The sequence below is a fragment of the Glutamicibacter nicotianae genome (assembly GCF_006539525.1).
Taxonomy (GTDB): domain Bacteria; phylum Actinomycetota; class Actinomycetes; order Actinomycetales; family Micrococcaceae; genus Glutamicibacter; species Glutamicibacter nicotianae.
Genome location: NZ_BJNE01000003.1, coordinates 279,384 through 303,210, shown reverse-complemented (window position 1 = coordinate 303,210; position 23,827 = coordinate 279,384). Strand labels below are relative to the sequence as shown.

General features: G+C 60.4%; 15 protein-coding genes, 1 tRNA gene and 1 pseudogene. 7 read left to right on the top strand and 10 right to left on the bottom strand.

From position 1 onward, the window contains the following. Window positions 1-416: 416 nt before the first annotated feature. The 3 genes from ANI01nite_RS06215 to ANI01nite_RS06205 form a co-directional block, all read right to left on the bottom strand. Window positions 417-490 (bottom strand) — tRNA-Met (locus ANI01nite_RS06215). Between the two features lie 60 nt (window positions 491-550). Beyond that, a complete protein-coding gene (locus tag ANI01nite_RS06210) occupies window positions 551-3,586 on the bottom strand; it encodes a UPF0182 family membrane protein (RefSeq protein ID WP_141356735.1) in 3,036 nt (1,011 codons plus the stop codon). A 129-nt stretch (window positions 3,587-3,715) separates the two neighbouring features. Next, window positions 3,716-4,831: a YlbL family protein gene (locus ANI01nite_RS06205; RefSeq protein WP_141356733.1), complete on the bottom strand. Its 1,116-nt coding sequence runs from the start codon at window positions 4,829-4,831 to the stop codon at window positions 3,716-3,718. 181 nt (window positions 4,832-5,012) lie between these two features. Between ANI01nite_RS06205 and ANI01nite_RS06200 the strand changes: the two genes are divergently transcribed. After that, window positions 5,013-6,437, top strand: coding sequence for a zinc-dependent metalloprotease (locus ANI01nite_RS06200; RefSeq protein WP_073705984.1), 1,425 nt, complete (start codon window positions 5,013-5,015; stop codon window positions 6,435-6,437). A gap of 60 nt (window positions 6,438-6,497) precedes the next feature. Here the strand turns inward: ANI01nite_RS06200 and ANI01nite_RS06195 are convergent, their stop codons facing one another. From ANI01nite_RS06195 to nudC, 3 genes are all read right to left on the bottom strand, one after another. Then, a complete protein-coding gene (locus tag ANI01nite_RS06195; protein WP_245858329.1) occupies window positions 6,498-7,109 on the bottom strand; it encodes a M48 family metallopeptidase in 612 nt (203 codons plus the stop codon). A gap of 127 nt (window positions 7,110-7,236) precedes the next feature. Beyond that, window positions 7,237-9,360: an ATP-dependent DNA helicase UvrD2 gene (locus tag ANI01nite_RS06190; protein WP_141356731.1), complete on the bottom strand. Its 2,124-nt coding sequence runs from the start codon at window positions 9,358-9,360 to the stop codon at window positions 7,237-7,239. After that, the gene (gene nudC / locus ANI01nite_RS06185) at window positions 9,357-10,286 is read right to left on the bottom strand and encodes an NAD(+) diphosphatase (protein WP_141356729.1); all 930 of its coding nucleotides are present in this window, start codon (window positions 10,284-10,286) and stop codon (window positions 9,357-9,359) included. Before nudC ends, ANI01nite_RS06190 begins: the two co-directional genes overlap by 4 nt. 166 nt (window positions 10,287-10,452) lie before the next feature. Here nudC and ANI01nite_RS06180 point away from each other — a divergent pair, with 166 nt between their 5' ends. Continuing rightward, a complete protein-coding gene (locus tag ANI01nite_RS06180) occupies window positions 10,453-11,763 on the top strand; it encodes a phosphotransferase (RefSeq protein WP_255314429.1) in 1,311 nt (436 codons plus the stop codon). Between the two features lie 24 nt (window positions 11,764-11,787). Here the strand turns inward: ANI01nite_RS06180 and ANI01nite_RS06175 are convergent, their stop codons facing one another. Genes ANI01nite_RS06175 through ANI01nite_RS06165 form a run of 3 tightly spaced genes read right to left on the bottom strand, consistent with a single transcriptional unit; the run spans window position 11,788 to window position 18,700 of the window. Next, window positions 11,788-15,105, bottom strand: coding sequence for an ATP-dependent helicase (locus tag ANI01nite_RS06175; protein WP_141356727.1), 3,318 nt, complete (start codon window positions 15,103-15,105; stop codon window positions 11,788-11,790). Further along, on the bottom strand, window positions 15,102-18,308 hold the full coding sequence (locus ANI01nite_RS06170; protein WP_255314428.1) for an ATP-dependent helicase: 3,207 nt from the start codon (window positions 18,306-18,308) through the stop codon (window positions 15,102-15,104). Before ANI01nite_RS06170 ends, ANI01nite_RS06175 begins: the two co-directional genes overlap by 4 nt. A gap of 2 nt (window positions 18,309-18,310) precedes the next feature. Then, window positions 18,311-18,700 carry an MGMT family protein gene (locus ANI01nite_RS06165; protein WP_038990579.1) on the bottom strand — a complete coding sequence of 130 codons (390 nt, stop codon included), beginning with the start codon at window positions 18,698-18,700 and terminating at the stop codon, window positions 18,311-18,313. 88 nt (window positions 18,701-18,788) lie between these two features. On the opposite strand from ANI01nite_RS06165, the gene ANI01nite_RS06160 reads away from it, so the two are divergent. The 5 genes and pseudogenes from ANI01nite_RS06160 (at window position 18,789) to ANI01nite_RS06145 (ending at window position 22,331) form a co-directional block, all read left to right on the top strand. Continuing rightward, a complete protein-coding gene (locus ANI01nite_RS06160; RefSeq protein WP_038990580.1) occupies window positions 18,789-19,472 on the top strand; it encodes a 3'-5' exonuclease in 684 nt (227 codons plus the stop codon). 246 nt (window positions 19,473-19,718) lie between these two features. After that, window positions 19,719-20,318, top strand: a pseudogene (locus tag ANI01nite_RS17155) (methionine ABC transporter ATP-binding protein); the annotation flags it as partial. Further along, entirely contained in the window at window positions 20,319-20,711 is a 393-nt protein-coding gene (locus ANI01nite_RS17150; RefSeq protein WP_307723204.1) for an NIL domain-containing protein, read from the top strand. A gap of 3 nt (window positions 20,712-20,714) precedes the next feature. Further along, the gene (locus tag ANI01nite_RS06150; RefSeq protein WP_141356725.1) at window positions 20,715-21,380 is read left to right on the top strand and encodes a methionine ABC transporter permease; all 666 of its coding nucleotides are present in this window, start codon (window positions 20,715-20,717) and stop codon (window positions 21,378-21,380) included. A gap of 102 nt (window positions 21,381-21,482) precedes the next feature. After that, complete coding sequence (locus ANI01nite_RS06145; RefSeq protein ID WP_141356723.1) at window positions 21,483-22,331, top strand: MetQ/NlpA family ABC transporter substrate-binding protein; 849 nt, start codon at window positions 21,483-21,485, stop codon at window positions 22,329-22,331. A 185-nt stretch (window positions 22,332-22,516) separates the two neighbouring features. Here the strand turns inward: ANI01nite_RS06145 and hemL are convergent, their stop codons facing one another. Then, window positions 22,517-23,824, bottom strand: coding sequence for a glutamate-1-semialdehyde 2,1-aminomutase (gene hemL, locus ANI01nite_RS06140; protein WP_141356721.1), 1,308 nt, complete (start codon window positions 23,822-23,824; stop codon window positions 22,517-22,519). Window positions 23,825-23,827: the final 3 nt, after the last annotated feature.

Sequence of the window (23,827 nt, the reverse complement as noted above, 5' to 3'; positions counted from 1 at the left end):
TCGGTAAATACAACATTACCAACTGTTGAACTCAATAGCGAATCGAAAAGCGTGTCCTTAATCCCACTCCGCTCGAATGTCCCACCTGACCCGAATTACTCTTCGGTGCTGCCCATATTTCTTGCACTGACTGCACCCGGCCCAGAAAGTCGCGAGCGGCCGTGCTCGGACCTGGGAAATCAAATGCATCTGCCGATGCCCTTGCCCGTAGCCGTGTAACGGGCATTCATCGACCGCGAGGTGGCGTCAGAGAGACGTTGTCTTGTGCCACCAGACGATCTCCCTGCGTACGGATTAGCGACGCGTCCAGAGTCCAGACCCCCAATTGCTTCCCGGGCGTCCTCTGGGTTCGGTGGCTGGAGAGTTTCAGGTTAACGCAAAATGGAGATCCTTTCGGATCTCCATTTTGCCATTCGTGGCGGGGAGAGGATTTGAACCTCTGACCTCCGGGTTATGAGCCCGGCGAGCTACCGAACTGCTCCACCCCGCGATGACTAGACAATTCTTGCATCATCGCGGTGTGAAAGCAAATCGGCAGTTACTGCTATTCCTAGCCTTCAGCGCCATCGGTTGGCGCTGGCGACTGGGAGGCATCGTTATTCTGGCCTTCGTCCAGTTTCACGTCCCCCTCAACCGCGGTGCCGTTGATGGCAGCATCTGCCTCCATCGCACGGTTCAAGGCGTCCTCCAGCTGCTTCTGCGATTCACCGTAAGCGCCGAAGTCGCCGTTGGCCAATGCTTCCTGACCATTCTTGATGGCTTCGTTCGCATCCGCCAGAGCTTCAGTCAGCTTCTCGGTATCGGTCTGGGTCGGTTCGGCCTCGCCCTCAGGGTCTTCGCTCGGCGACACGCCTTCGGTCTCACCGGTTACCGCACCGGAATCGCCACCAAAGACTTCATCCAGTGCTTCAGCCAGCGTATCGGCGAAGCCGACCTTGTCACCGAAGGAAACCAGAACCTTGCGCAAGGTAGGGTAGCTAGTCTGGCCCGAAGACTGGACGTATACAGGCTGGACGTAGAGGATACCGCCGCCAACTGGCAAGGACAGCAGATTGCCGTTCTTTACTTCCGATGCACCCTGGCGCAGCAGGTTCAGTTCGGTGGTCACACGGGTGTTGGTATCGAAGTTCTGCTGCGCCTGACCCGGGCCAGGAACGGCAGTGTCTCGTGGCAGCTCAAGCAGCCGCAGCTTGCCGTAGTCGTCGGCCTTCTCCCCCGGCGTGGAGCCGGCATCGGCATTCGCCGATAGGAAGCCGAAGAGCACGTTGCGCTGCTGGCCATTGGCTGCCGCAGCCGGGATGAAGGTCGAGGTCAGCGAGAACGACGCTTCGTCCTGGGTAGGCATCTTCAAGGACATGAAGTATGGCGGCTGCTTCACGCCGGCAGCAGACGAGGTTGGATCGTCCGGCACGGCCCACGCATCGTTGGACTCGTAGAACGCATCCGGGTTGTCCACGTGGTATGTGGTCAGAACTTCACGCTGCACCTTGAACATGTCCTCCGGATAGCGCACGTGCTCCATCAGCTCAGCGGACATATCATCCAGCGGGTTCAGGGCCGTAGGGAAGATCTTCTGCCAAGACTGCAGGATTGGATCTTCGGTGTCCCAGGCGTAGAGTTTGACCGATCCGTCATAGGCGTCGACGGTGGCCTTCACCGAGTTGCGCAAGTAGTTCACGCGACCGGTCAGCGACAGATCCTGCGCGTTGGTCAGCGAGTCGGTCACTGCCGAATCCAGCTGCTGCTGCTGGGAATATGGGAAGTCATTCGAGGTCGTGTAGCCATCGATGATCCACTGCACCCGGCCATCGACAATGGCAGGGTACGCTTGGGAATCCAACGTGAGGTACGGTGCAACCTTGCTGACACGATCGCGAGGGTCGCGATCGTACAGGATCTGCGATTCGCTATTGACGTTCTGTGAGAGCAACAGGTCGGTGGAGGCGAACTTCAGTGCGTAGACCAAGCGGTTGAACAAGTTGCCAACGTTCGGACCGCCATCGCCCTTGAAGGTATAGCGGGTGTCCTGGTTCTCGCCACCGGTACCCGGGCGGTCAAGTTCCTGGTCGGTCCATCCCTCATCCGGTCCGCCCACAATCGAATAGGACGGAGAATTCTCACCGAAGTAGATCCGCGGTTCGTATTCCTTGTCGGTGATCAAATCGCCAGAGGTCGGGATGCCACCGAGCATGAAGTCCGGACGACCACCGGCAGCGACACGGTTGCCGTATGCGGCCACCAGGCCGTAGCCGTGGGTGTAGTTGATGTGCTGGTTCACCCAGGTGTCGGTTGGATCGACGTTCACTTCACGGGCGGCAATAACGGTATCTTCCACCTTGCCGTCGATCTCGTAGCGGTCAACGTTCAGGGTCTCGGCGAAGGTGTAGTAGCCACGGAACTGCTGCAGCTGTGCGAAAGCAGCCGAAACCAGGTTCGGATCCAGCAGACGGATGTTCGCGGTGGTGGCAGTTTCCTTCGCCAGCGCATTCTTCTCGGTCGAGATCTTTGCGTCGTAGTCGGTCACTTCCACGTCATCCAGGCCGAATGCCAAACGAGTCATCTCGATATTGCGCTCAATGTACTCGCTCTCCAGCGCCTTCTGCGAAGGGACCACCTTGTACTGCTGGACTAGGAACGGGTAGACGCCGCTGGCAACAATCATCGTTGCTACCAGCATGGCGGTGCCAATCAATGGCAAGCGCCAACGCCCGTTGATCGCCGCAATCACGAAGGTGATGGCGATCAGGATCGCCACGATGGCCAGAATCATCTGCGCCGGGATGACTGCATGGACATCCTTGTACAGCGCACCGGCGACACGGCCTGACTGGTCAGTGAGGGTCTCGTACTGGCCGATCCAGAAGTTCACGGCCTGGAAGAGCAGAAAGATTCCGACAACAACTGCGGTGTGCACGCGAGCAGCCTTGCCAACAGTAATGCCACCGCGTTCTTCGACACGGATTCCGCCGTAGAGGTAGTGGGTCAGCAGACCGGCCACGCCGCTGAGCAGCACGACCGAGATCAAGAAGCCGTTGACCAGCGCAATGAAGGGAAGGGAGAAGACAAAGAAGCCCAGATCCATATTGAACTGGGGGTCAGTGCTTCCGAAACCGACCTGGTTGAAGAACAGCAAGATCGTCTGCCACTGTCCTGCCACGGCAACGGCGGCGAAAATGCCAATCACCAGTGGAATGCCCACCATCAGGAAACGGCGCACTGGTTCCAACTGGGCCTGGTAGCGCGACATGGAATCGGGACGGTTCGAGTTGGGTGCATAGACCGGGCGGTGCTTGTAGGCACTGCGCATCGAGAACCACATGGGAACTGCCATCAACACCAAAGCGATCAGGAAGATCACTAGTTTGGCGATCCGCTCAGTCCAGTAGACCTCGGAGAAACCCAGCTGGTTGAACCAGAGGATATCAGCGTAGAAATTCGACAAGAAAACGAAGACCGCGACGAGGATGACCACCGCGAAGATGGTCAGGGTCAGCGGCGACGCTTTCTTGCCTGAAGGGTTGGAAGGTCGTTGTGGCTCTTGGGGTCGCGGAGGACCCCCGAACGGACTATCCGATCCGAATGACACTATCTATTCCTTACTTTGGGTTCTTCCCGCCGTTTCCAACGGGAGAACTCGTGTACCTAATTCATGAACGGGCGTTATGCACGAGATTGGTTTCCTTGCATCAATTCTTCCTTTGATGCACGGCTAAATCTATTCGCATGTCGTGAAAGTCGCCGGGTCTTGCCCCTTGGCGATTTTCTCTAAGGCATGGCGGGCCTCCGACAGGGTCGCTACCTTGATGACATCGAGTCCGGCGGGAACTCGGCCTATGACTTCAGCACAGTTATCGGCTGGTGCCAAGAACACCGTCGCCCCATTGTTCTTGGCTGCCACCATCTTCTGGGCTATGCCACCGATCGGACCGACCGCACCATCGGCAGAAATTTCGCCGGTGCCGGCAATGTGGTGGTCCCCCGCCAGCGAGCCTTCAGTCAAGCGGTCAATGATCGCCAAGGCAAACATCATCCCGGCGCTCGGACCGCCTACGTTTTCCAACCCGAAACTCACGTCGATGGGGAACTCGTATTCACTACCCAAGAAGACACCCAACTGGCGTTCGCCATTCTCGGCCTCCTTGGTATGCACGGTGACGTCCACATTGCTGTAGACACCATGCTTATCCGGTCGGCCGACGGTAAGGGTTGCTGGTTTTGCCCCGTGGTCGTTCAGGCTCTCCTTCAGCTGCTCCAGCGAAGTAATCTTCTCCCCTTCGAACTCCAGCAAGCGGTCCTTCGGTTCCAGTACCTTTTCATTCGTGTCGGCGGAGAAGTCCGCGACTGTCAGCCATTCGGTGAAGTCTTTGCCGAGCTCGGTCAACGCCGCCGCTACAGCCAAGTCCTGCGAAGAAGTCATCAGGAAATCGTTTTGCTCATTCTTTTCTTCCGAGGAGACTCCACGGGAAATAATCGTTTCTTCGGGGACGACATCCTTGGCCGGATTAATCAGTGCTTCGAGCACGACAGGAATGGTAATCCGGTTCTGCCCGCCACCCTGGACATAAATGGTCAACAGGTCCAAGACACTGTCCGAAGGGTATGATTCGGCCCCCTTGATGGACACCACATCGTGTCCATTGTCCTCGCCCAACGTGTTGAACACGGGGCCCGGCGATCGGATCATGAAATGCGTGGGGAGAAACATCATTACGCCGATCAGGAGCAGTGCAACGATGCCGGAACTGGTGCGTTTCATGGTTTTGGAACCTTGAGGAGCACGGCCGGAATTACCTGGCTCCTGAGTCGAGTCTTGTGGTTCCCGTACGTGCACTGATCTTGCTCCCGCCAACTGTCAAAAAATACGCGGATCCGTCCTCGCAGACATCCCCACTCTTAGCCTACTGAAGCCATGGGTCTAAAAACATCAGCACCAAGGCGTATTCGATGTGCCGAAAGCGAACTGGAGCCCAGATTCATGGGAACTATCAGGCGCTCGCGGTATTTTTAAAGGCATGGCACAGAACCCCCCGAACAACCGCCCAAACGGCGATGACGACGAAAACAATCCGCAGGACCCATTTTCTGCGATGTTTGGTCAGCTCTTCGGTGGCGGATTCGACCCGAATGACCTCCCGCCGCAGCTTCGTGATGCCCTTGGCGCTCAAGGCGATCCGGCTGCGATGCAGAAAATGATGCAGCAGGCCCAGGCCATGATGTCCGCGATGATGAGCAATAACGCTTCTTCTGGTCCGGTGAACTGGAAGCTTGCATCCGACACAGCGTTGCAGGCATATGCCAGCGATGATCCTGCTGTTTCCGAAGCGCGGAACAGCGCCATCAGCGATGCTTCAAACCTGTCGGGATTGTGGCTGGATAACGCCACGGTGTTCGAGTCGAACGGCCACGCGACAGAGGTGTGGACTCGCAAACGATGGTACGACAAGACTTTGGCCACGTGGAAGCAGGTCACCGAACCTGTTGCCGAGTCCGTGGCCAAGGCCATCACCACCGCGATGAAAGACCAGATTCCCGAAGAGATGAAGGGCATGCTCGGCAACGCCGATGGCATGTTCCGCAACCTCGGGGCCAGCATGTTCGGCATGCAGCTGGGTACTGCTTTGGGCGGCTTGGCAACCGATGTTCTTGGCGGCACCGATATCGGCTTGCCGCTGGCAGGAACCACTCCCGGAATTATCGCGACCAATGTCAGCAAGTTTGGCGACGGCCTTGAAATCCCCGAGCAGGAAGTCCTGCTGTATGTGATTCTCCGCGAGAACGCACATACGCGATTGTTCAACCGGGTGCCATGGCTGAGCTCCAAGTTGATTGGCGCCGTCGAATCCTACGCTCGCGGCATCCACATCGACATGTCGCGAATCGAAGATGCCGTACGCGGCATTGATCCGTCCAACCCGGAAGCCCTGCAGTCGATGCTGGGCGAAGGGATATTCACCCCGCAGCGCACCCCAGCCCAGGAGAAAGCTCTTGAGAACCTCGAGCTGACGTTGGCATTGATCGAAGGCTGGGTTGACCACGTAGTTTCCTTGGCTGCCCAGAACTTGCCATTTGCCGGCCACCTGCGCGAGACGATGCGTCGCCGCCGTGCATCCGGTGGTCCGGCGGAGACCGCTTTCGCATCTCTGGTTGGCCTTGAACTGCGCCCGCGCAAGCTTCGTGAAGCGGCTGCACTCTGGGAGCATCTGTACGATGAGCGTGGTATCGACGGCCGTGACGCCGTATGGGACCACCCTGACCTGATGCCTACTGCAGAAGATCTCACCGATCCCAAGGGGTTTACGCATCGCCGTGAAGTTGCCGCAACCGAGTTCGATGACTTCGACGCGGCGTTGGGCAAGCTCTTGGACGGCGGTTTCGACAATGTCGAATCCGATTCCGAGGACGACGATCCTGGCAAGCCAGAGAATCCAAAGAGCTGACTAGGCTAAGACATCGAAGGAGGGATGTGCACACGTGCACACCCCTCCTTTTGTGTTGGACTACTGTTCCTCGTCATGGCCGAAACCAGACAGCTCATCTTCGTCACGGCCCAGTTCCTTGGCGTGGGCGTTGTATCCGGCGTGAAAGGCCTCTAAGAAAATATCCGCATGCGCTCTGCGTTCGAATCGGTTCAGCAACGCCTGGAATCCTGGTCCGTGGCCGGCACTAGGAGCCACGAGATGCGCTAATTCATGGACGAGCACATAGTCCTGCACCCAGCTGGGCATATGCTGCAACGTGACCGATAAGCGGATGCTGCGCTGCCGATATGAAGCCGAGCCCCAGCGCTTGTTCTGGTTGGCTACCCAGCGCACCGATTGCGGCGCGGCCTTGCCGGCAAAATACTGCTGGTCGAGCGACGCAGCACGGTGTGCCAGCGCGTCATCGGTAAGACCAGCTGTGCGTGCCTGGCGTCCCTTGCGATACTTCGCGATCATCTCTTCAACGAAGGCACGTTCCGTTCTTTCGTCCAGCGCCGCAGGAACCTGGATAATCAGCCGATTATCGCGCCATTGGGATGAAATAGTTTTCTTGCGCTTGGCTGAACGGAGAATCCGCACGGGAATTTCGTCCGGCGCTACGAAGTCGACAGTATTTGGAAAAGCTGGCATGGCACAGCGCCCCATTCCTCGATTATGGCAGTGAAGCGGATCGTCCTATCCACCCACTGAGTCATCTCATTAAGCTAAGCCCGGGGCCCGAAGCACTTCGCCTCCGGTACACCGGCTGTGGAGAACCCTAGGCGCGGCGCTCGCCAACGACCGCCAATACCGCCTCGCCATATCGTTCAAGCTTGTTGCGACCCACTCCTGGAATCTTCGACAATCCCTGGATTGAATCCGGCTGGTGCTCCGCGATAGACATGAGGGTTGCATCGGTGAAGATGACGAAAGCCGGGACCGCATTGGACTGGGCAACTTCCGATCGCCATTCACGCAAGTCCTCGAACAGTGCCTCATCGTAAGCAGCCGGGCATGAGGCGCAACGCTTGAGCTTTCTCTCCTTCGCACTGGTCAAGAACGAGCCGCAGGTCATGCAGACGGCTGGCGTGATTTTCTGTTCACGCTTGCGATAGCTGGTCTGCTGCCTGCTGCTGGCCTGGCGTACTGATTTAATCCCATCCAGGAATCGCGATGGGTAACGGTGCGCACGTCCACCCGGCGTCCTGGCAAGCGACCAGGACAGGTACAGGTGCTTCCGTGCACGGGTAATGCCCACGTACAGCAAGCGCCGTTCTTCGTCGAAGCCCGCTTGGTCTTTGGCATAGGAAATCGGGACCAAGCCTTCGTTCAACCCGACAAGAAATACGGCGTCCCACTCCAACCCCTTAGCCGCATGGAAGGACGCCAAAGTGACGCCATCTAGCGTCGGCGCGTGCTGGATCGCCGCGCGGTCTTCGAGCTCCTTGACCACATCGTGCAGCGTGGCATCGACGTCCTGTTCTTTCTTGAAAGCAACGACTTCATCGGCCAGGCGAACCAGTGCCGACATCGACTCCCAACGCTGGCGCACTGCACCGGTGCCGCCGCTCGGAGCGTTCACCGAGTAGCCATGCGAGGAAAGGATATCGCGTACCATCTGCGCGACCGGAGCATCCGCGGCAACACTCAAGCCGGCCCGCAGCGCGAGCATGCCTTCCTTCACCTCGCGGCGGGAGAAGAATCGTTCTGCGCCACGCATCACATAGGGAATGGAATGTCCCGTCAGAGCCTGCTCAAAGGCCTGGGACTGTCCGTTGGTGCGGTACAGGATGGCAATTTCGGAAATGTCCTGGCCGTTTTTGAGCAGCTGCTTGATCCGCTGTGCGACTTCATCGGCTTCGTTTTCGTCGTCAGTCGCTTCAAAGAATTCGGGGGCTGGACCGTGGTCGCGTTGCGCGATGAGTTCCAGCGGTTCTGGCCAGGTGACGTGGCGGTCTGGGACCTGGGATTCAATGCGCCGGTTAGCCAGCACCTTGTTAGCCAAATTGACCACTTCAGGTGTGGAACGGTAATCGCGGACCAGCTTCACGACTTTCGCCTCCGGGAAGCGTGCACTGAAGTTCAGCAAGTAGTCAGGGCGCGCACCGGTAAACGAGTAAATGGTCTGGGAGGCATCGCCCACCACGCACAGCTCGTTGCGTTGTCCGAGCCAGAGATCCAGGAGCCGCTGCTGCAGCGGCGACACGTCCTGGTACTCATCCACGACAAAGTGACGGTACTGCTGGCGTACACTGGCTGCGACTTTTTCGTTGTCTTCCAGAATCGCAATGGTCAGCAGCAGCACATCCTCGAAGTCGATCACACCGCGGTCATCTTTAAGCTCTTCGTAGGTCTGGAAGATTCGAGCCATGCTGACTGATTCAAGACCGTTGGGCAGTTCGCGGGATGCTGCGATCTTGGCATAGCTCTCAGGTGTGTGCATGGACACCTTGGCCCACTCGATTTCGGCAGCAAGATCACGGACCATGGCACGGTCGCTGGAAATGCGCAGGCGACGCGCTGCTTCTGCGATCAACGGGGCCTTATGCTCAACCAGGTTCGGCAGGGTTCCGCCAATGGCCTGCGGCCAGAAGTACTGCAGCTGGCGCAACGCCGCCGCGTGGAACGTTCGCGTCTGCACGCCGGGGGCGCCGAGCTGACGCAAGCGGGTGCGCATTTCCGCGGCAGCACGAGTGGTGAAGGTCAGAGCCAGAACGCTGGTCGGGTTGTAGATGCCGGTATGCACGCCGTAGGCAATCCGGTGGGTAATGGCTCTGGTCTTTCCGGTTCCTGCGCCTGCCAGAATACACAGTGGACCGCTGAGGGTTTCAGCTGCTTGCCGCTGTTCAGCATCCAGTCCCGCTAGCAAATCGGTTGCTGGCGGATTGTCGTATTCGGTCACTTGCTCAGGGCCTCCGGAAGGGGTTCGCCGTACCACGTACGGATCAATGCGTGGGCTATCGAGACTCCACGCGGTATATCTATTGTTCCTGATTCCAGGGCCTCACGCAGTTCAGCTCGTGTGAACCAGCGAAGGTCCATGATTTCTGCGCCGTCGGGAACCAGCTCTTCGCTCAGGGCTTCAGCCGCGAAGCCAAGCATCAGAGAACGCGGCTTTGGCCAGGGCTGGGAACCACGGTAGGCGACATCGCCAACGCGCACGCCAGATTCCTCATAAATCTCGCGGCGCACGGCAGACTCCAGGGACTCCCCCGCCTCGACAAACCCTGCCAGCACCGAATACATCCGGTGCTTGAAGGTGGCATTGGATCCCAGCAGAAGTCGATCTTGGCTGTCTATCACCGAGGCAATGATTGCCGGGTCGGTGCGTGGAAAAAGCTCGTGGTCATTCTCTACGCAGCGCTGGCCCCAGCCGAAGGTGGCTGCCACGACTGGCGATCCGCAACGCGGACAAAACTTCTCCGAACGAATCCAGTTGGCGATCGCTTGCGCTTCCACGAAAAGTTCTGCATGCAGTTCGCGAAGCACGGTGAAACCTTCACGCAAGGTCACCCAGCGGTCAATACCACTGGTGGCATAATCTTCGGCATCAACGATAGCCAACACGTATTCGGTGCCTGCCGCGCGCCCCAAATACACCTGGCGTTCAGAGTCTTTCGCACGATACTGCGTTCCGTCGAGGAAGAAGAGTTCAGTTCCGGAAGTTGCCGCGCCACCGCCACTGATCAGCAGCACCTTGGTACTGGGTTGATTCAACAGGTTCGGCACAAGCGTCGGATCCTGCTTTTCGGTCAGCGGTCGCTCGATCAGCGACTGCCCGAAGTGAAGTCCGGTAAGCGGGGTTCGATAAATTTCTGCCAGAGCCATACCTCTAACCTAATGCACATTACACCCCAGAATCTTGATGCATTCTCATTGTGGATTGCTGTTGATGAATGAGATTCATCGCAACTCTGAACGTTGCCGGTGAATCCCGCCATATTCCGTGCGTCATTCAACGATAGAAAAGAGAATCTCGCATACGGTGGAACTTGTGAAACGCACTGCCATGGAACTCGCCGCAATTGCCACCGCCGCCGTCCCCGGATTGACCCCGGTTGGCTTCGCGGCGCTGTCCGACGATGCGGAAGACTTTGATTCAGCATTGGTCGTCGACGCACTCAAGCATCGCTGGCGCGTCCGTTCACCTCGCCACGATGAAGCAAGCATGCGCTTGGAAGCCGAACTTTCGGCCTTGCGCGCTTTTTCAGCCAAGGTCCGCGCTTCACTGCCTTTTTCCTTGCCAGCCGTAGCCGGTACAGTGCGCCAGGGCCCACTGCGGACCTTTGTCTACAAGGACATGCCCGGTCATGTTCCTAGCCTCGACGAACTGGTTGATGTGGGCAGCAACCTGGCCAAGTCCTTGGGCAATTGCATGGCTGCCATCCACCAGATTCCCGATGAAGCAGTCGAAGTTGCAGGTTTGCCGACCTATACCGCCGACGAGATCCGCCAGCGCAAGCTCAACGAGCTGGATACCGCAGCGGCGACCGGCAAGGTGCCAAGCCGTTTGCTGCGCCGCTGGGAACACGCCATGGAGGACGTGGCACTGTGGCGTTTCAACGCTGCCGTAGTTCACGGCGACTTCGATGAAGAGCAGTTGCAGATTTCGCATTCCAGCATCACTGCGGTCAAAGGGTGGACCGATTTGCATGTCGGCGACCCAGCAGATGACTTCGCTTGGCTCTCAGCCATCGAAGACCAGAGCTTCAGCGAGCGCGTGTTCTCCGCCTACGTCGAAGCTCGCGGGAAGGCCGCCGATCCGCACATCATGCGCCGCGCCGCGCTGGCCGCAGAATTCGCTTTGGCGCAGTGGCTAGTGAAGTCCTTGGATTCCAAGGACTACGAACGCATCGCCGAGGCCGAGGAGATGCTTCGAGAACTGGACCAGAACATTGCCGAGTATGGCGGCCAGCCGTTGTCGGTCGTGGAGGCCCCGCGTCCGTTGGCTGCCCAGCCGGAAACTTCGTCCCAGAAGGTTCCGGAAAAACCGGTGGCGATCACCGCCCCAAGCATCAACACCGACAAGGTCACTGCCCTGGCCGCCGAACCGCCGAAGTCCGCAACGCCCCAGGGCGCCTCGCCACAGGACCAGCAGGATTCCGGAGAATCGGCGGATCAGCCAACTGCGGATGCTGACGAGGCTGGTTCAGATAGCAGCACCCCATCGAAGCAGGAGCCCGCGCAAAAGCCCGCCGATCAGGAGAAAGAGGCAGCGGAAGCACAGCCGTCTGCAGATGGGACAGCCGACGCGCAGACGCCTGCTCGAGACGAGAACGAGCCTGCCAAGGATGCCGGGAAGTAGGCACTTCCCGGCATCCTCCGGCCGCTAGCCGTTGAGCTGTTCGAATGCACTGCTGATCATCTGTTCCAGTTCTTGCTCATCGGAGAGATGCTCCGCGTGGATCGTGATGCCCGCCGACACATAGTAGAAGGCGGCCTTGATCTCCTCCAGCGGGATTCCGTGCAGGCGTGACCAGCCCAAGCGATACACTGCGAGCTGGACCAGCTTGCTCCTCAAATCCTTGCCGCTCGGTACCCGGCCCGTTTTCCAGTCCAGCATCAGCCAGGTCCCGTCATCCATCTGGAAGACGGCATCTATGCGGCCGCGCACAGCGACCGGACCCACACGGGTCTCCAAGGGCACCTCGACGTAGGCGGGCTGCAGCTTGGACCATTCGCTCGCCAGGAACGCTTCCTTCATAGCTTCGAGGTCCAGTGCCTCGTCAAGATAGCCATCGGCTGGTTCCTGCAGGTCTCCCAGATCCAGCATGGAGGTCTTCTCGTAGAACTCCTCGATCCAGGCGTGGAACGCGGTACCTCGCCGTGCCGCCAGGCCCGGGCGACGTGGCACCGGGCGCCGAAGGTTTTCCAGCACGCCTACCGGGTCTTCGGCCAGCTCGACAAACAATGAAGCTCGCACATGCTCTGGTACCTCGATGCTGCGCTCACGAACAGCCAAGAACTCTCGCTGGCCTAGAAGTTTCTCCGCTTCTTCAGCCCACTGCTGGCCAACACCGGTCAACGGCTCATAGTCGGCTGGAATGGATTCAAGATCCTCCGCCACATCCGCAATGATCTTGCGGCGTGAGTACGGATAGGGAGTCTTCTGCACTCCCCCGGTGACCACGGGGCCTTCCAACGGGTCGTAGGGCCACAGCGCTTCGAGGGGTGTCAACGTGCTCGGGTTTTGTTCCGGAGCTTCCTCATCCTTCACCCAGAGGCCGATTTCAGCCTGGGGGTCTTCGCCTTCGGCCAGCGGAAGCAGGCAGTTGAAGAATTCCGAGGCCTCGGTGGGCTTGGTGCGGGTGCTCGTCCAGACGCTGCTGCTGCAAATCAGCAAGGACTTGGCGCGGGTTACCGCGACATAGGCCAGGCGGCGTTCTTCAGCAATATAATGGTCCTCGACCTGGTCCTTGAAGATCGATTCGGCTTCCAGCAGCTCCTTCAGGGCCGGCTGCTCGGTGTCCCATTGGGGCAGGTCGCGGGCATCGCCACGAAGTTCCCAGGGCAGCGCCTTGTCGCCGCTGGTCCAGCGATCCGACTTGGCACCCGGGAACACCCCGTCGTTCAGGGTCATCACCGCCACGATGTCCCATTCCAATCCCTTGGAAGCGTGAACCGTCAGCAACTGTACAGCGGCCGGATCCGCATCTTCGCTGGGCAGCGGGAGGCCTTTTTCCTTTTCGGCGGCCTGTTCCAGCCACATCAGGAATCCAGCCAGCTCGACACGTGGCGCATTGCGGCAGTATTCGCGCACCACATCGGCGAAGGCGTCGAGATTGGCGCGTGCCTTGTCTCGGGAAATCCACGGGCGGGCGGCCACCTCGATGTCCAGGTTCATGGCGCGTTCGGTCTCGCGAATCAGGGTCTCCAGGTCATCATTGGCCAGCAGCCGCAAGCTTGCCAATTCATCGCGCAAGGCAGCCAGCCGTTCGTAGCCGGCAGCGCTGATGCTCCGGCCGTCATTGCTTTTCCAGCCTTCCTTGGGCAGGAAGTCCAATGCTTCGACAAGGCTAGCGGCATCGTTGAGTTCGGCGCGGGCAGCTTCAGCGGCTGCTTCGTCCGGGGTTGGCGTTTCTTCGTCTTCGGCCGGATCTGGCTGCAGGCCGCGGGCCCGCCGCCGTTCCAGCTGGCGGGACCAATCTGCGAAAGCCATCAGGTCGGAGGCGCCCAGGCGCCAGCGGGCTCCTGCCAGCAGGCGCATGAGCTTATCCGAGCGCAGCGGGTCCACCAGCACGTGCAGGCATGCGACCAGGTCGGTGAGCTCAGGGGTGCTGAGCAATCCCGAAAGTCCCACGAGCTGGTACTTGATGCCGCGCTCGGCAAGCACCTCGCCCATGATGCTCAGCTGGGTGCGATTGCGCGAGAGCACTGCACTGGTTTTCGGCTCGGAAGTTGACCGATTCTCGGCAACAATCATGTCCGCTATGGCTTCCGCTTCTTCGCGAACCGTCGCACAGCGGTTGAGCACCACCCGGCCGGCCTTGGCATGCGCGGAGGAATCCAACGGCTTGACCGAGACCGGACCTTGATGCTGCGGTCCGCCAGCAGTGATGCTATTCGCTGCGGCAAGCACGTTGACGGTGTTGCGCCATGCGATGGTCAGGTGCTTTACATGGGCAACTTCCCGGCCAGTGTCCCGGACAATCGGGAAGACTTCCGGGAATCGGAACAGCTGTCCGGCACTGGCCCCGCGGAATCCGTAGATTGACTGGTTGGGGTCGCCTACTGCGGTAACCGGATGGCCCTCGCCGTAGAGTTGCGAGAAGAGCACCATCTGCGCGTGCGAGGTGTCTTGGAATTCATCGAGCAGCACCACCTTGTGGCTCTCCCGTTCGGCGAGCGCAGCCGCCGGCACCTCTTGGGCGATACGCGCCGCGTGGGCTACCAAATCGCCATAGTCCATCACCCCGAGGCGCTTCTTTTCCTGCGCGTACTCCTCTGCAAGCTCGGCGATCGTGGCACGCGAGGCCAGCTTGTCGATGAGCTTAAGGGCTGCCTGGGTCGGCTTCTTCGGCTTTTCTGCGTCCATCGGCAGGCTGCGCAGGCGTGCCACCAGCTGATCGATCCACTGGTGCGCCTGTGGTGCGGTGACCAGGTGCTCGGAGGCTTCGGAACTGAAGGAGACGATGGCATCAATCAACGTGCTGGTGGCGCTGTTCAGATGCTCGTAATTGCCGGTGTACCGTTCCAGCACCGAGTGCGCCACCTGCCACGACTGGGCCGCGCCCAGCAAGGCGCTGTCTTCCTCAAGGCCAAGCCGCAGCCCATGGTCCTGGACCAGCGTGTTGGCGTAGGAGTGGTAGGTGGATACCGCAGGATCGAGGAAGTCGCGGGTTTCTTCGGCACTGAGCAGCCCGGTGGACACCAGTTGGGCGATCTTGGCGCGGATGCGGACCGACAGCTCTCCGGCGGCCTTTCGTGTAAAGGTCACGCCGAAGATTTGTTCCGGCCTGACCAACTGGTTGGCGACCAGCCAGACGACTTTGTCCGCCATGGTCTTGGTCTTGCCCGAGCCGGCGCCGGCGATGACCAGCATGGGTTCCAGCGGCGCGGCGACAATTTCGGACTGCTGGGCGGTGGGCGGGAATTGCTCGCCGAGCGCTGCTGAGAGCTCTTCCGGGGTGAATCTGATATTGCTCATGGTTCGGTAACCTGTCGTCCTTGGGCGCATAACGGGCAGATTTCAGGCAGCGTGCAGTTGCCGAGGATCCCGGCGGCTCCCGAAACGTGCCGGGTGATGAATTCGCTGTTGCCCATCAGGGCGGCGGCTTCGAAGATGAGCGTGCGGGCCCAGTCCGCTTCGCCGATGGATGGTTGCTCTCGCACCGAGGCGCTCTTGGTGCTGGTACCCACGTAGACCAAGGACGCGCCGGCCGGCTCATCGGAAAGCCCTGCAGTTGCCTCGTGCTCTTGCAATGCGCCCAGCTGGATTGCGGTTTGGTAGACGCCCAGCTGCGGGTGCTCCAAGGTCGCGTCCTTGGTTGGTGCGGTGGACCCTGTTTTCAGGTCCACGACCCGAACGTTCCCGTCGGCGCCGGCTTCCACGCGGTCAATGATTCCGCGAAGCTGGATCTGCGTGCCGTCAGGGGCTGGTACCTCCAGCTGGAATGGCATTTCCCGGGCTACCAATTCGCGTCCTTCTTGGCGCATGGTCACGCAGTAGGCTGCGAACTTCTTGAGCATGGCGTTGGCGCGGTCGAAGTCCCGTTGGCCCTCCCAGTTTTCCGGTTTTTCCAGTTCCGGCCAGCGCTGTTCGAGGATCTGCTCATATTCGTGTCCGCTGGCCTCCGGGTGCTCTTCGGCAATGGAGTGGATCAGGGTGCCCAGGGATGCCGCGAAATCGTGGGCGGCGGTGCCACCGGCGCTTTGCACGAACCAGTTCAGCGGCGATTTGACCAGGGTTTCCACCTTGGATGGCGATACCCGCCGGGGCTGGTCCTCCGGAATCACCGGGCCTTGGGTGGACAGCTCGCGCAGTCCCCACCAGGTGTCGGGATGCGCTCCGCGCACAGGAATTTGCGCGCGGGCCAGGCGCCCCAGCACGTGGACGGCGTCATGGTACAGGCCCTGGGCATCGGCGTCATCCGGGGCCGGCACAGCCCCGAGGCTTGCTGCCTTGGCACTTTCGGCGGTGCTGCGCAGCTCAGCCACCAGGGTCGGTAGCGAGCGGATGCGCGGAACCGCAGTAGGTTTCCGCCCGTCTGGCCCCGGCGGCTCGACCAGGTCCAGGAAGGAGGATGGCTGGCTGTCCTCGTTGTCCACCGCAGTGCAGATCAGCTGGTCGGCGGCACGGGAGACGGCATTGCTGAAGCTGCGCAATTCGTCGTTGCGGATTTGGCGCACCAGTTGCGTTGGCGTTCGCGTGGCCAGGAAATCAATGCCGTGCTCCGCGGCATCGGCGAGCGCGTTGGAGCCGAGCAGCTCGCCGCGAAGCCGCAGGTTGGGCCAGGAGCCCTCCTGCAGTCCCGGAATGAACACCACCGGCCATTGCTTTCCTGCGGCTGCCGCGGTGGTGAGCACCGTGACGGTTTGCCCTCCGGCGGCGCGGGTGGCCAATGAGTCCATGGGCAGTTCCTGGTGCAGGATGTGTTCAATGAACTGCTGGACGCTGGCTCCGGGGAGCTGGTCCACGAAACGCTCTGCGGCTTGGAATAGCGACAGGACAGCGTCCAGGTCACGGTCAGCCCGGCGGGCGGCGGTTCCGGCCCCCAGAGCCTCGTCGCGCCAGGCTTTCGCACGGCCCGAAGCTTCCCACATTGCCCAGAGCGCGGTTTCCGGTGTAGCGGTTCCGCTGGCCAGTTCCGCTTGCAGGGCAGCGTACATTTTCAGCAGGCGCTGCAGCCCGTACCCCGGCTTTCCCAGATTCTCGGCCATGGCCGGTTCACGCAGGCAGGTTTCAAGCAGTTCCTGGCTGGAGCGGCGTCCGCCTGCCGTGGCTTCCTGCTGGCGCAATAGCTGGCGGATCCGCCGAATTTCCAACGCGGTGCTCATCCCGTAGCGCGAGAGCAGCAGGTTCTGCATCAGCAGCGGATCATCCGCAACAGAATCACTGAACGCCAATGACAACAGGTCGAGCAGCGGGCGAACCGCCCCCTCGTCCTTTAACGGAATTTCAGCCGGTGGCACTTGCACCGCGATGCCCTGGCCTTCAAGGAATCGGCTGAAGGATCGCACCTGCGAGCCGTTGCGCACCACGATCGCAATATCTGCGAGGCTGCGGTTTTCGAAGAGGTTAAGCTGTACGATCCGCTGGGCGATGAACCGTTCTTCCAAGGTGGAATTCTCGAAGACCAGTCCCTGGCAGAGCGCATGCTCCGGGGTGTTCATCGGCTCGATGGCGCGTCCGCTCAAGCCTGCTGCCAGCGGTACGCGGCTGACGATTCGCTGCCAGGCCTCGGTGATCGGTCCAGACATGCGATAACCATGGGTCAGTTCAAGGCTCGTTGCTTCGCCAGTGCTCGCGTAGTTCTGTGCGAAACGGTGCAATTCGTCGGTGCGTGCACCGCGGAATCCCTGGACTACGCTGTCGGGTGCTGCGAAGGCAACCAGCGCGCGGTCCTTGCCGAGCAGCGACAGCAGGCGGTGCTGCGACAGGGTGGCTTCTTGCAGGTCGTCCACGAGGATCAGGGCCAGCCGATCCTGTTCTGCGTGCAGGAAGGCCTCGTTGTCTTCCAGGATTTCCGCTGCACGGGTAATCAGTCCGGCCGGGTCGAATGCCTCGGCACTGCCCAAATCCAGCAGGTCGCGGTATTCCTGGTAGAACAGCGCCGCAGCGTGCCATTCGGGGCGGTTGGCTTTCTGGCCGAGGTCTGCGATGTCGGCAGGTTCCAAACCGAGCTCCGAGACACGGTCGAAGAACTCGCGGATTTCCTTGCGGAATCCGCGGGTCTCCACTGCCAGTTCCAGCTCGCTTGGCCACTGCGGTCCTTCGGTAAGCCCCGCGGCATGGCCTTCCAGCAGGTGCCCGATCAAGGTGTCCTGTTCCGGTCCGGAGAGCAGTCGGGGAACGCGTTCAAGCTGGGGCAAGAGCCCTTCGACGCGAGCACGGCGGATCAAATCGAAGGCATAGGCCGACCAGGTGCGGACCACCGGTTCGGTGAAGGTCCGCTCGGCTCGGCGGCTGAGCTCGTCGCGGATCGAGGCTGCGGTCAGTCGAGTTGGGCCAACGATCAGCAGGGACTGCGGGTCAAGCCCGGTGTCCAGATGCGCAACCGCCGTGTCAATGAGCAGGCTGGTTTTTCCCGTACCCGGCGCCCCGGTGACCAGCACCGGGCTTTTCACCGAATGCAGGTGGCCACGCAGCTTGGCGGTGTCCTCTCGGGAATGGGTTCGGGTTTCTTCCATACTCATAGTTGATCATCCATCTCGGACATTTTGGGGTTGCCCAGCGCGGCACGCAGTGCATCTATTTTTCCCCAGGCCGTTTCGCTGGGGTTCCAGCGGTTTTTGGCCATGTTCACGTGCCGACCTGGCACCGCCAGCCCCTCGGAAATCCAGTGCTGTTCTGCCGCTTCGGCAAGTGCCTCGGTCATGGAACCGTTGGAACGGATGATCCGCCACCACGGCGTCCCGGCCGGAGCACTGGCCATCGCCTTTCCGGCCTGGCGTGCTCCCCCGCTACCGAGTAGTTCCGCTACGTCCTTGTAGCTGATCACCGCACCGGCGGGGACCAGCGCCGCGAGTCGATGCACCGCCTCGGAATAATCCAGAGGCTTTTCGGCTGCGTCAGATGTCATAGCCCTATTCTGCCAATTAGCTTGCAGTCCTCCACAACACGCAATGCGCGGGGCTGTCCTATCCTGCGTTGGCTGTAGCGTTGTATCCATGACTGAATGGCATAAGGGCCTGGCAATTGGCTTTGATCTGGAAACTACTGGCGTTGATACCAATACGGCTCGCATCGTGACCGCTTCGGTGGTGCTGCTCGACGCTGAGGGCAAGGTGGTGAACAACCGCGAGTGGCTGGTGAACCCCGGGGTCGAGATCCCGGAGGCTGCAGCGGCGGTTCACGGAATCTCTACCGAGAAAGCTCGTGCTGAAGGCTCTCCGGCGAAACAGTCGGTGCAGGAGATCTTGAATTTGCTGAAGTTCGCCTCTGAGCAAGCGCCGATTGTTGCATTCAACGCTTCCTATGATTTTTCGGTCCTCTATAGCGAAGCCGTTCGCTACGACCTTGAACCGTTCTTCCCGGGCAATGTCATCGATCCGTTCATCATTGACAAGCAGGTCGACAAATTCCGCAAGGGCAAGCGCACCCTGGCCGCGGCGTGCGAGTTCTACGGTGTAGTCCTTGAAAACGCGCACACGTCTCTGGCTGATGCCATCGCCTGCGTGGAGGTTGCCCGCCAATTGGGAGAACGCTACCCGCAGCTGCAAGTGGATCCGATGGTGCTGCACGGCTGGCAGATTGGCTGGGCAAAAGAGCAGGCCGAAAGTTTCCAGAAATACCTGCGCAAGACGAAGCCCGAAGCGGTTGTCGATGGTGCGTGGCCCATCACGGAATCGTAACTTCGAGAGATCCTGCTTCCTGTGCGCCATTTCACATAGGTCACGCTGGGCGCGAGGACCACTATGCGGAAGTCAATCGTTCATTTTCTGTCACAATTCAGCAAATTATATTCGAAGGCTTGCCTACTAAGTCCTCATACTAAGAATCTTGACCGCGGTTTTCCCTTGATTCGGGCGATTTTGTTCGATAGTGATTCAATAGAGGGTACTCTCTACACCCTATGAGAATCTGAAGGAACACGCCTAGTGATCACAGTTAGTGACCTGCGCAAGGTCTACCAGCAAGACGGCAAAGATGTTGTTGCCCTTGATGGTGTCAGCCTTGAAGTCCCTACCGGGAAAATTCATGGCATTGTCGGACATTCCGGAGCGGGTAAATCCACTCTCGTCCGCTGCTTGACCTTGCTCGACCAGCCCACCTCCGGGACCGTCGCCGTAAACGGCAAGGAGCTGACCAACGTCAGCCCCGACGAGTTGCGGAACGCGCGGCGTCGAATTGGCATGGTGTTCCAGCACGCGAACCTCTTCGATTCGCGCACCACCGAGCAGAACGTGGCCTACCCGCTAGAGCTTGTCGGCACGCCGAAGGCGGAAATCGACGCAAAGGTCGCCGAACTGCTGGAGCTCGTGGGACTGTCCAAGTTCGCCAAGGGCTACCCATCCTAGCTATCCGGTGGCCAGCGCCAGCGCGTGGGCATCGCCCGGGCGCTGGCAACTGATCCGGATGTCCTGCTCTGCGATGAGCCAACCAGTGCCTTGGATCCGAAGACCACCGACGAAATTCTCGATTTGGTCAAGAAGCTGCGCGATCGATTGAATATCACCGTGCTGATCATTACCCACGAAATGCATGTCGTGAAGCAGGCCTGCGATTCCGTCTCGCTGCTTGAAGCCGGCAAGATCGTGGAGCACGGCAACATCGAGCAGGTCATTACCAACGCCGCAGGAAGCCTGGCTTCCACTTTGCTCCCGCTTCCGGGCGATGCACCACGTGTGGAAGGCGAGGGCTCGATCCTCGACCTGCTCTACACCGGCGACCAGGCGACCCAGCCGGTCATCTCTTCCATTTCGCGCATGTTCAACACCGATGTCAATGTCTTGGCTGGATCCGTTGAGCAGCTCGGCCAGCAGCAGTACGCGCACCTTCGCCTGCAACTGGCTCCCGACGCGGACCTGGAGGCAATCGTGAACCACCTGAAATCCGGCGGCATCGCCGTCACCGTGAAGGGAGCCAAGTAAGCAATGGATTTCTTCACCCCCACCGTGCTCAAGGCCGTTGGCCAAGCGACCGTCGAAACCCTGCAGATGGTATTGATTTCTGGTGTGATCACCGTCGTCATCGGCCTTCTGCTGGGCATTTTGCTGCATGTGACCGGCAAGGGCGGACTGGCGCCCGTGCGCTGGCTGAACGCGATTCTCTCCACGGTGATCGTAAACATCACCCGTTCCATCCCATTCGCCATCCTGATGGTTGCCCTGATCCCCTTCGCCGCGATGCTCATCGGCACCGCGCTGGGCCCGATCGCCGCCTCCGTGTCATTGACTATCGGCACCATCCCGTTCTTTGCCCGCCTGGTGGAAACCGCCCTGCGCGATGTCAATAGCGGCAAGGTTGATGCCGCACTGGTCATGGGCTCGACGAAGCTGCAAACCATTCGCAAGGTCCTGGTTCCGGAAGCCATGCCCGGCATCATCTCGGCGGTCACCACCACCATGGTGACCCTGATCGGCTACTCCGCCATGGCCGGCCTCGTAGGCGGCGGCGGCTTGGGCCGTCTGGCCTACAACTACGGCTACGTCCGCTACAACATGCCCATCATGCTTGCGACCATCGTGATTATCGTGATCATGGTCCAGCTGGTGCAAGTAATCGGCGATGCCATCGCCCGCAAGGTTGATCACCGCTAATTAGAACTTCCGCCGGTTGATCCGGCGGAGCCGTCGAATCGCTGAGGACACGGCAAACCACTCGCATTGTGCCTCACGGCTCTACCTAAGGAAAGACAAGTTATGCGCAAGAAACTCGCACTCGCCATCACCGGTGTCGCCACTGCATTCGCCCTGGCCGCTTGCGGCAGCAGCGAACCAACTGCAGACACCGCAGCTACCTTGGATCCAGCAAACCCTACGGTGATCAAGGTGGGCGCCAGCCCGGTCCCGCAGGCAGACATCCTGAACTTCATCGATGAGAATCTGGCCAAGGATGCCGGCATCGACCTGGACGTCATGGAAATCGACGACTACGTCACCCCGAACACCGGACTTGCCGACGGCTCGCTGGATGCCAACTACTTCCAGACCGAGGCCTACCTGGCTACCGAAATGAAGGAAAAGGGCTACGAGTTCGCGCACGGCGCGGGCGTGCACGTGGAACCGATGACCGTCTTCTCGAAGAAGTTCCAGGACCCGAAGGATGTCGCCGAGGGCACCAAGGTGCTGCTGAACAACGACCCGGTGAACCAGATCCGCGGCATGCGTGTACTGGAAGAAGCTGGCCTGCTGCAGAACCTCAGCGATGACGACTCCCTGCTGACGGTGAATGGCAACAAGGACAAGAACCCGCTGAACTTGGAAATCACTGACGCCAACGCAGAGCAGGTCGTCCAGTACTACAAGTCCGATGACTCCATCGGCCTGGCTGTCATCAACGGCAACTTCATCGTCCAGGCGAAGCTGAACAAGGACGAAATTCTTGCCCAGGAATCCGGTGAGAACAACCCGAACGCCAACTTCCTGACCTGGCGCGACGGTGAAGAAACTCCTGCAATTGCGAAGCTCGAAGAGCTGCTGCACTCCGATGAGGTCCGCGACTACATCGAGAAGACCTGGACCGACGGCAGCGTTATCGCCGCTTTCTAGTCCGGTTTTCCAGCCACGGGGCGTAGTCCCTGCGTGATCCGCGACTGCCCGAGTTCCTTGCAAGGAACTCGGGCAGTCGCGTTTCCCGCCGTTGTCCGGGATGGAACAGCAGTAATTAAAAGGCTAGGCCTGGCAGGCACCGTGCGGTGCCTGCCAGGCCTAGCCTTTTGTTCCAGTGACTGCGATCAAGCCGTAGCGGCAGCAGCAGCTTGGGCCGCTGCTGGAAGGGCAGCGAAGATCTTCTCCATCGCCGCATCATCATGGGCTGCCGAGACGAACCATGCCTCGAAGACGCTAGGCGGCAGGTAGATACCGGAGTCCAGCATCGAGTGGAAGAACGGTGCGTAGCGGAACGCTTCCTGTCCCTGCGCATCGGCGTAGTTGTGCACGCCCTTTTCGGAGGTGCCGAAGGCTACCGAGAACAAGGTGCCTGCGCGCTGGATCGAGTGATCCAGGCCTGCGGCGTTGAAGGACTCGGTGATCGCGGTCTGCAGCGCCTCGGACTGCTTGGTCAGGTGCGCGTAGACGTCCTCGGTGGCGTGGGTCAGCTGGGCGATGCCGGCGGCCATGGCCACCGGGTTGCCCGACAGGGTGCCTGCCTGGTAGACCGGGCCCAGCGGAGCGAGGTAGTCCATGACCTCGGCACGTCCGCCTAAGGCAGCGGTAGGCAGGCCGCCACCGATGACCTTGCCGAAGGTGTAGAGGTCTGCGTTCCAGCCCTCTTCCTTTCCGGTCAAACCCCAGTAGCCCGAGGAAGATGCGCGGAAGCCGGTAAGCACCTCGTCGAGGATCAGCAGCGCGCCGTGCTTGGCGGTGGTTTCCTTCAGGAACTTGTTGAAGCCGTCTCCGGGAACGACAACTCCCATGTTGCACGGAGCCGATTCGGTGATCACCGCGGCGATGTTCGCACCGTGCTCCGCGAAGGCCGCCTCGATGGCCGATCGGTCGTTGTAGGGCAGGACCAGGGTTTCTGCCGCCGTGGCTGCGGTGACCCCGGCGGAACCCGGCAGGGCCAGGGTGGCAACACCTGAGCCGGCGTCGGCCAGCAGGCCGTCGAGGTGGCCGTGGTAGCAGCCGGAGAACTTGATGACCAGGTCGCGGCCGGTGTAGCCACGGGCCAGGCGCACCGCGGTCATGGTGGCTTCGGTGCCGGTGGAGACCATGCGCACGCGGTCCACCCCGCCCATGCGGGACTTGATCAGCGCGCCGAGCTTGGCCTCATCCGGGGTGGATGCGCCGAAGGACAGGCCGCGGTCCACGGCCGCGTGCACGGCTGCCTGGATTTCCGGGTGGGCGTGGCCCAGCAGTGCCGGACCCCACGAGCAGACCAGGTCGACATATTCCTTGCCGTCGGCGTCTCTCAGGTACGCGCCCTTGGCGCCGACCATGAACGGTGGAACGCCGCCGACCGAGCCGAAGGCACGCACCGGGGAATTCACGCCGCCGGGCATGACCTCGCGGGCCTCGGCGAAGAGCTTTTCAGAGTTCGACATTTA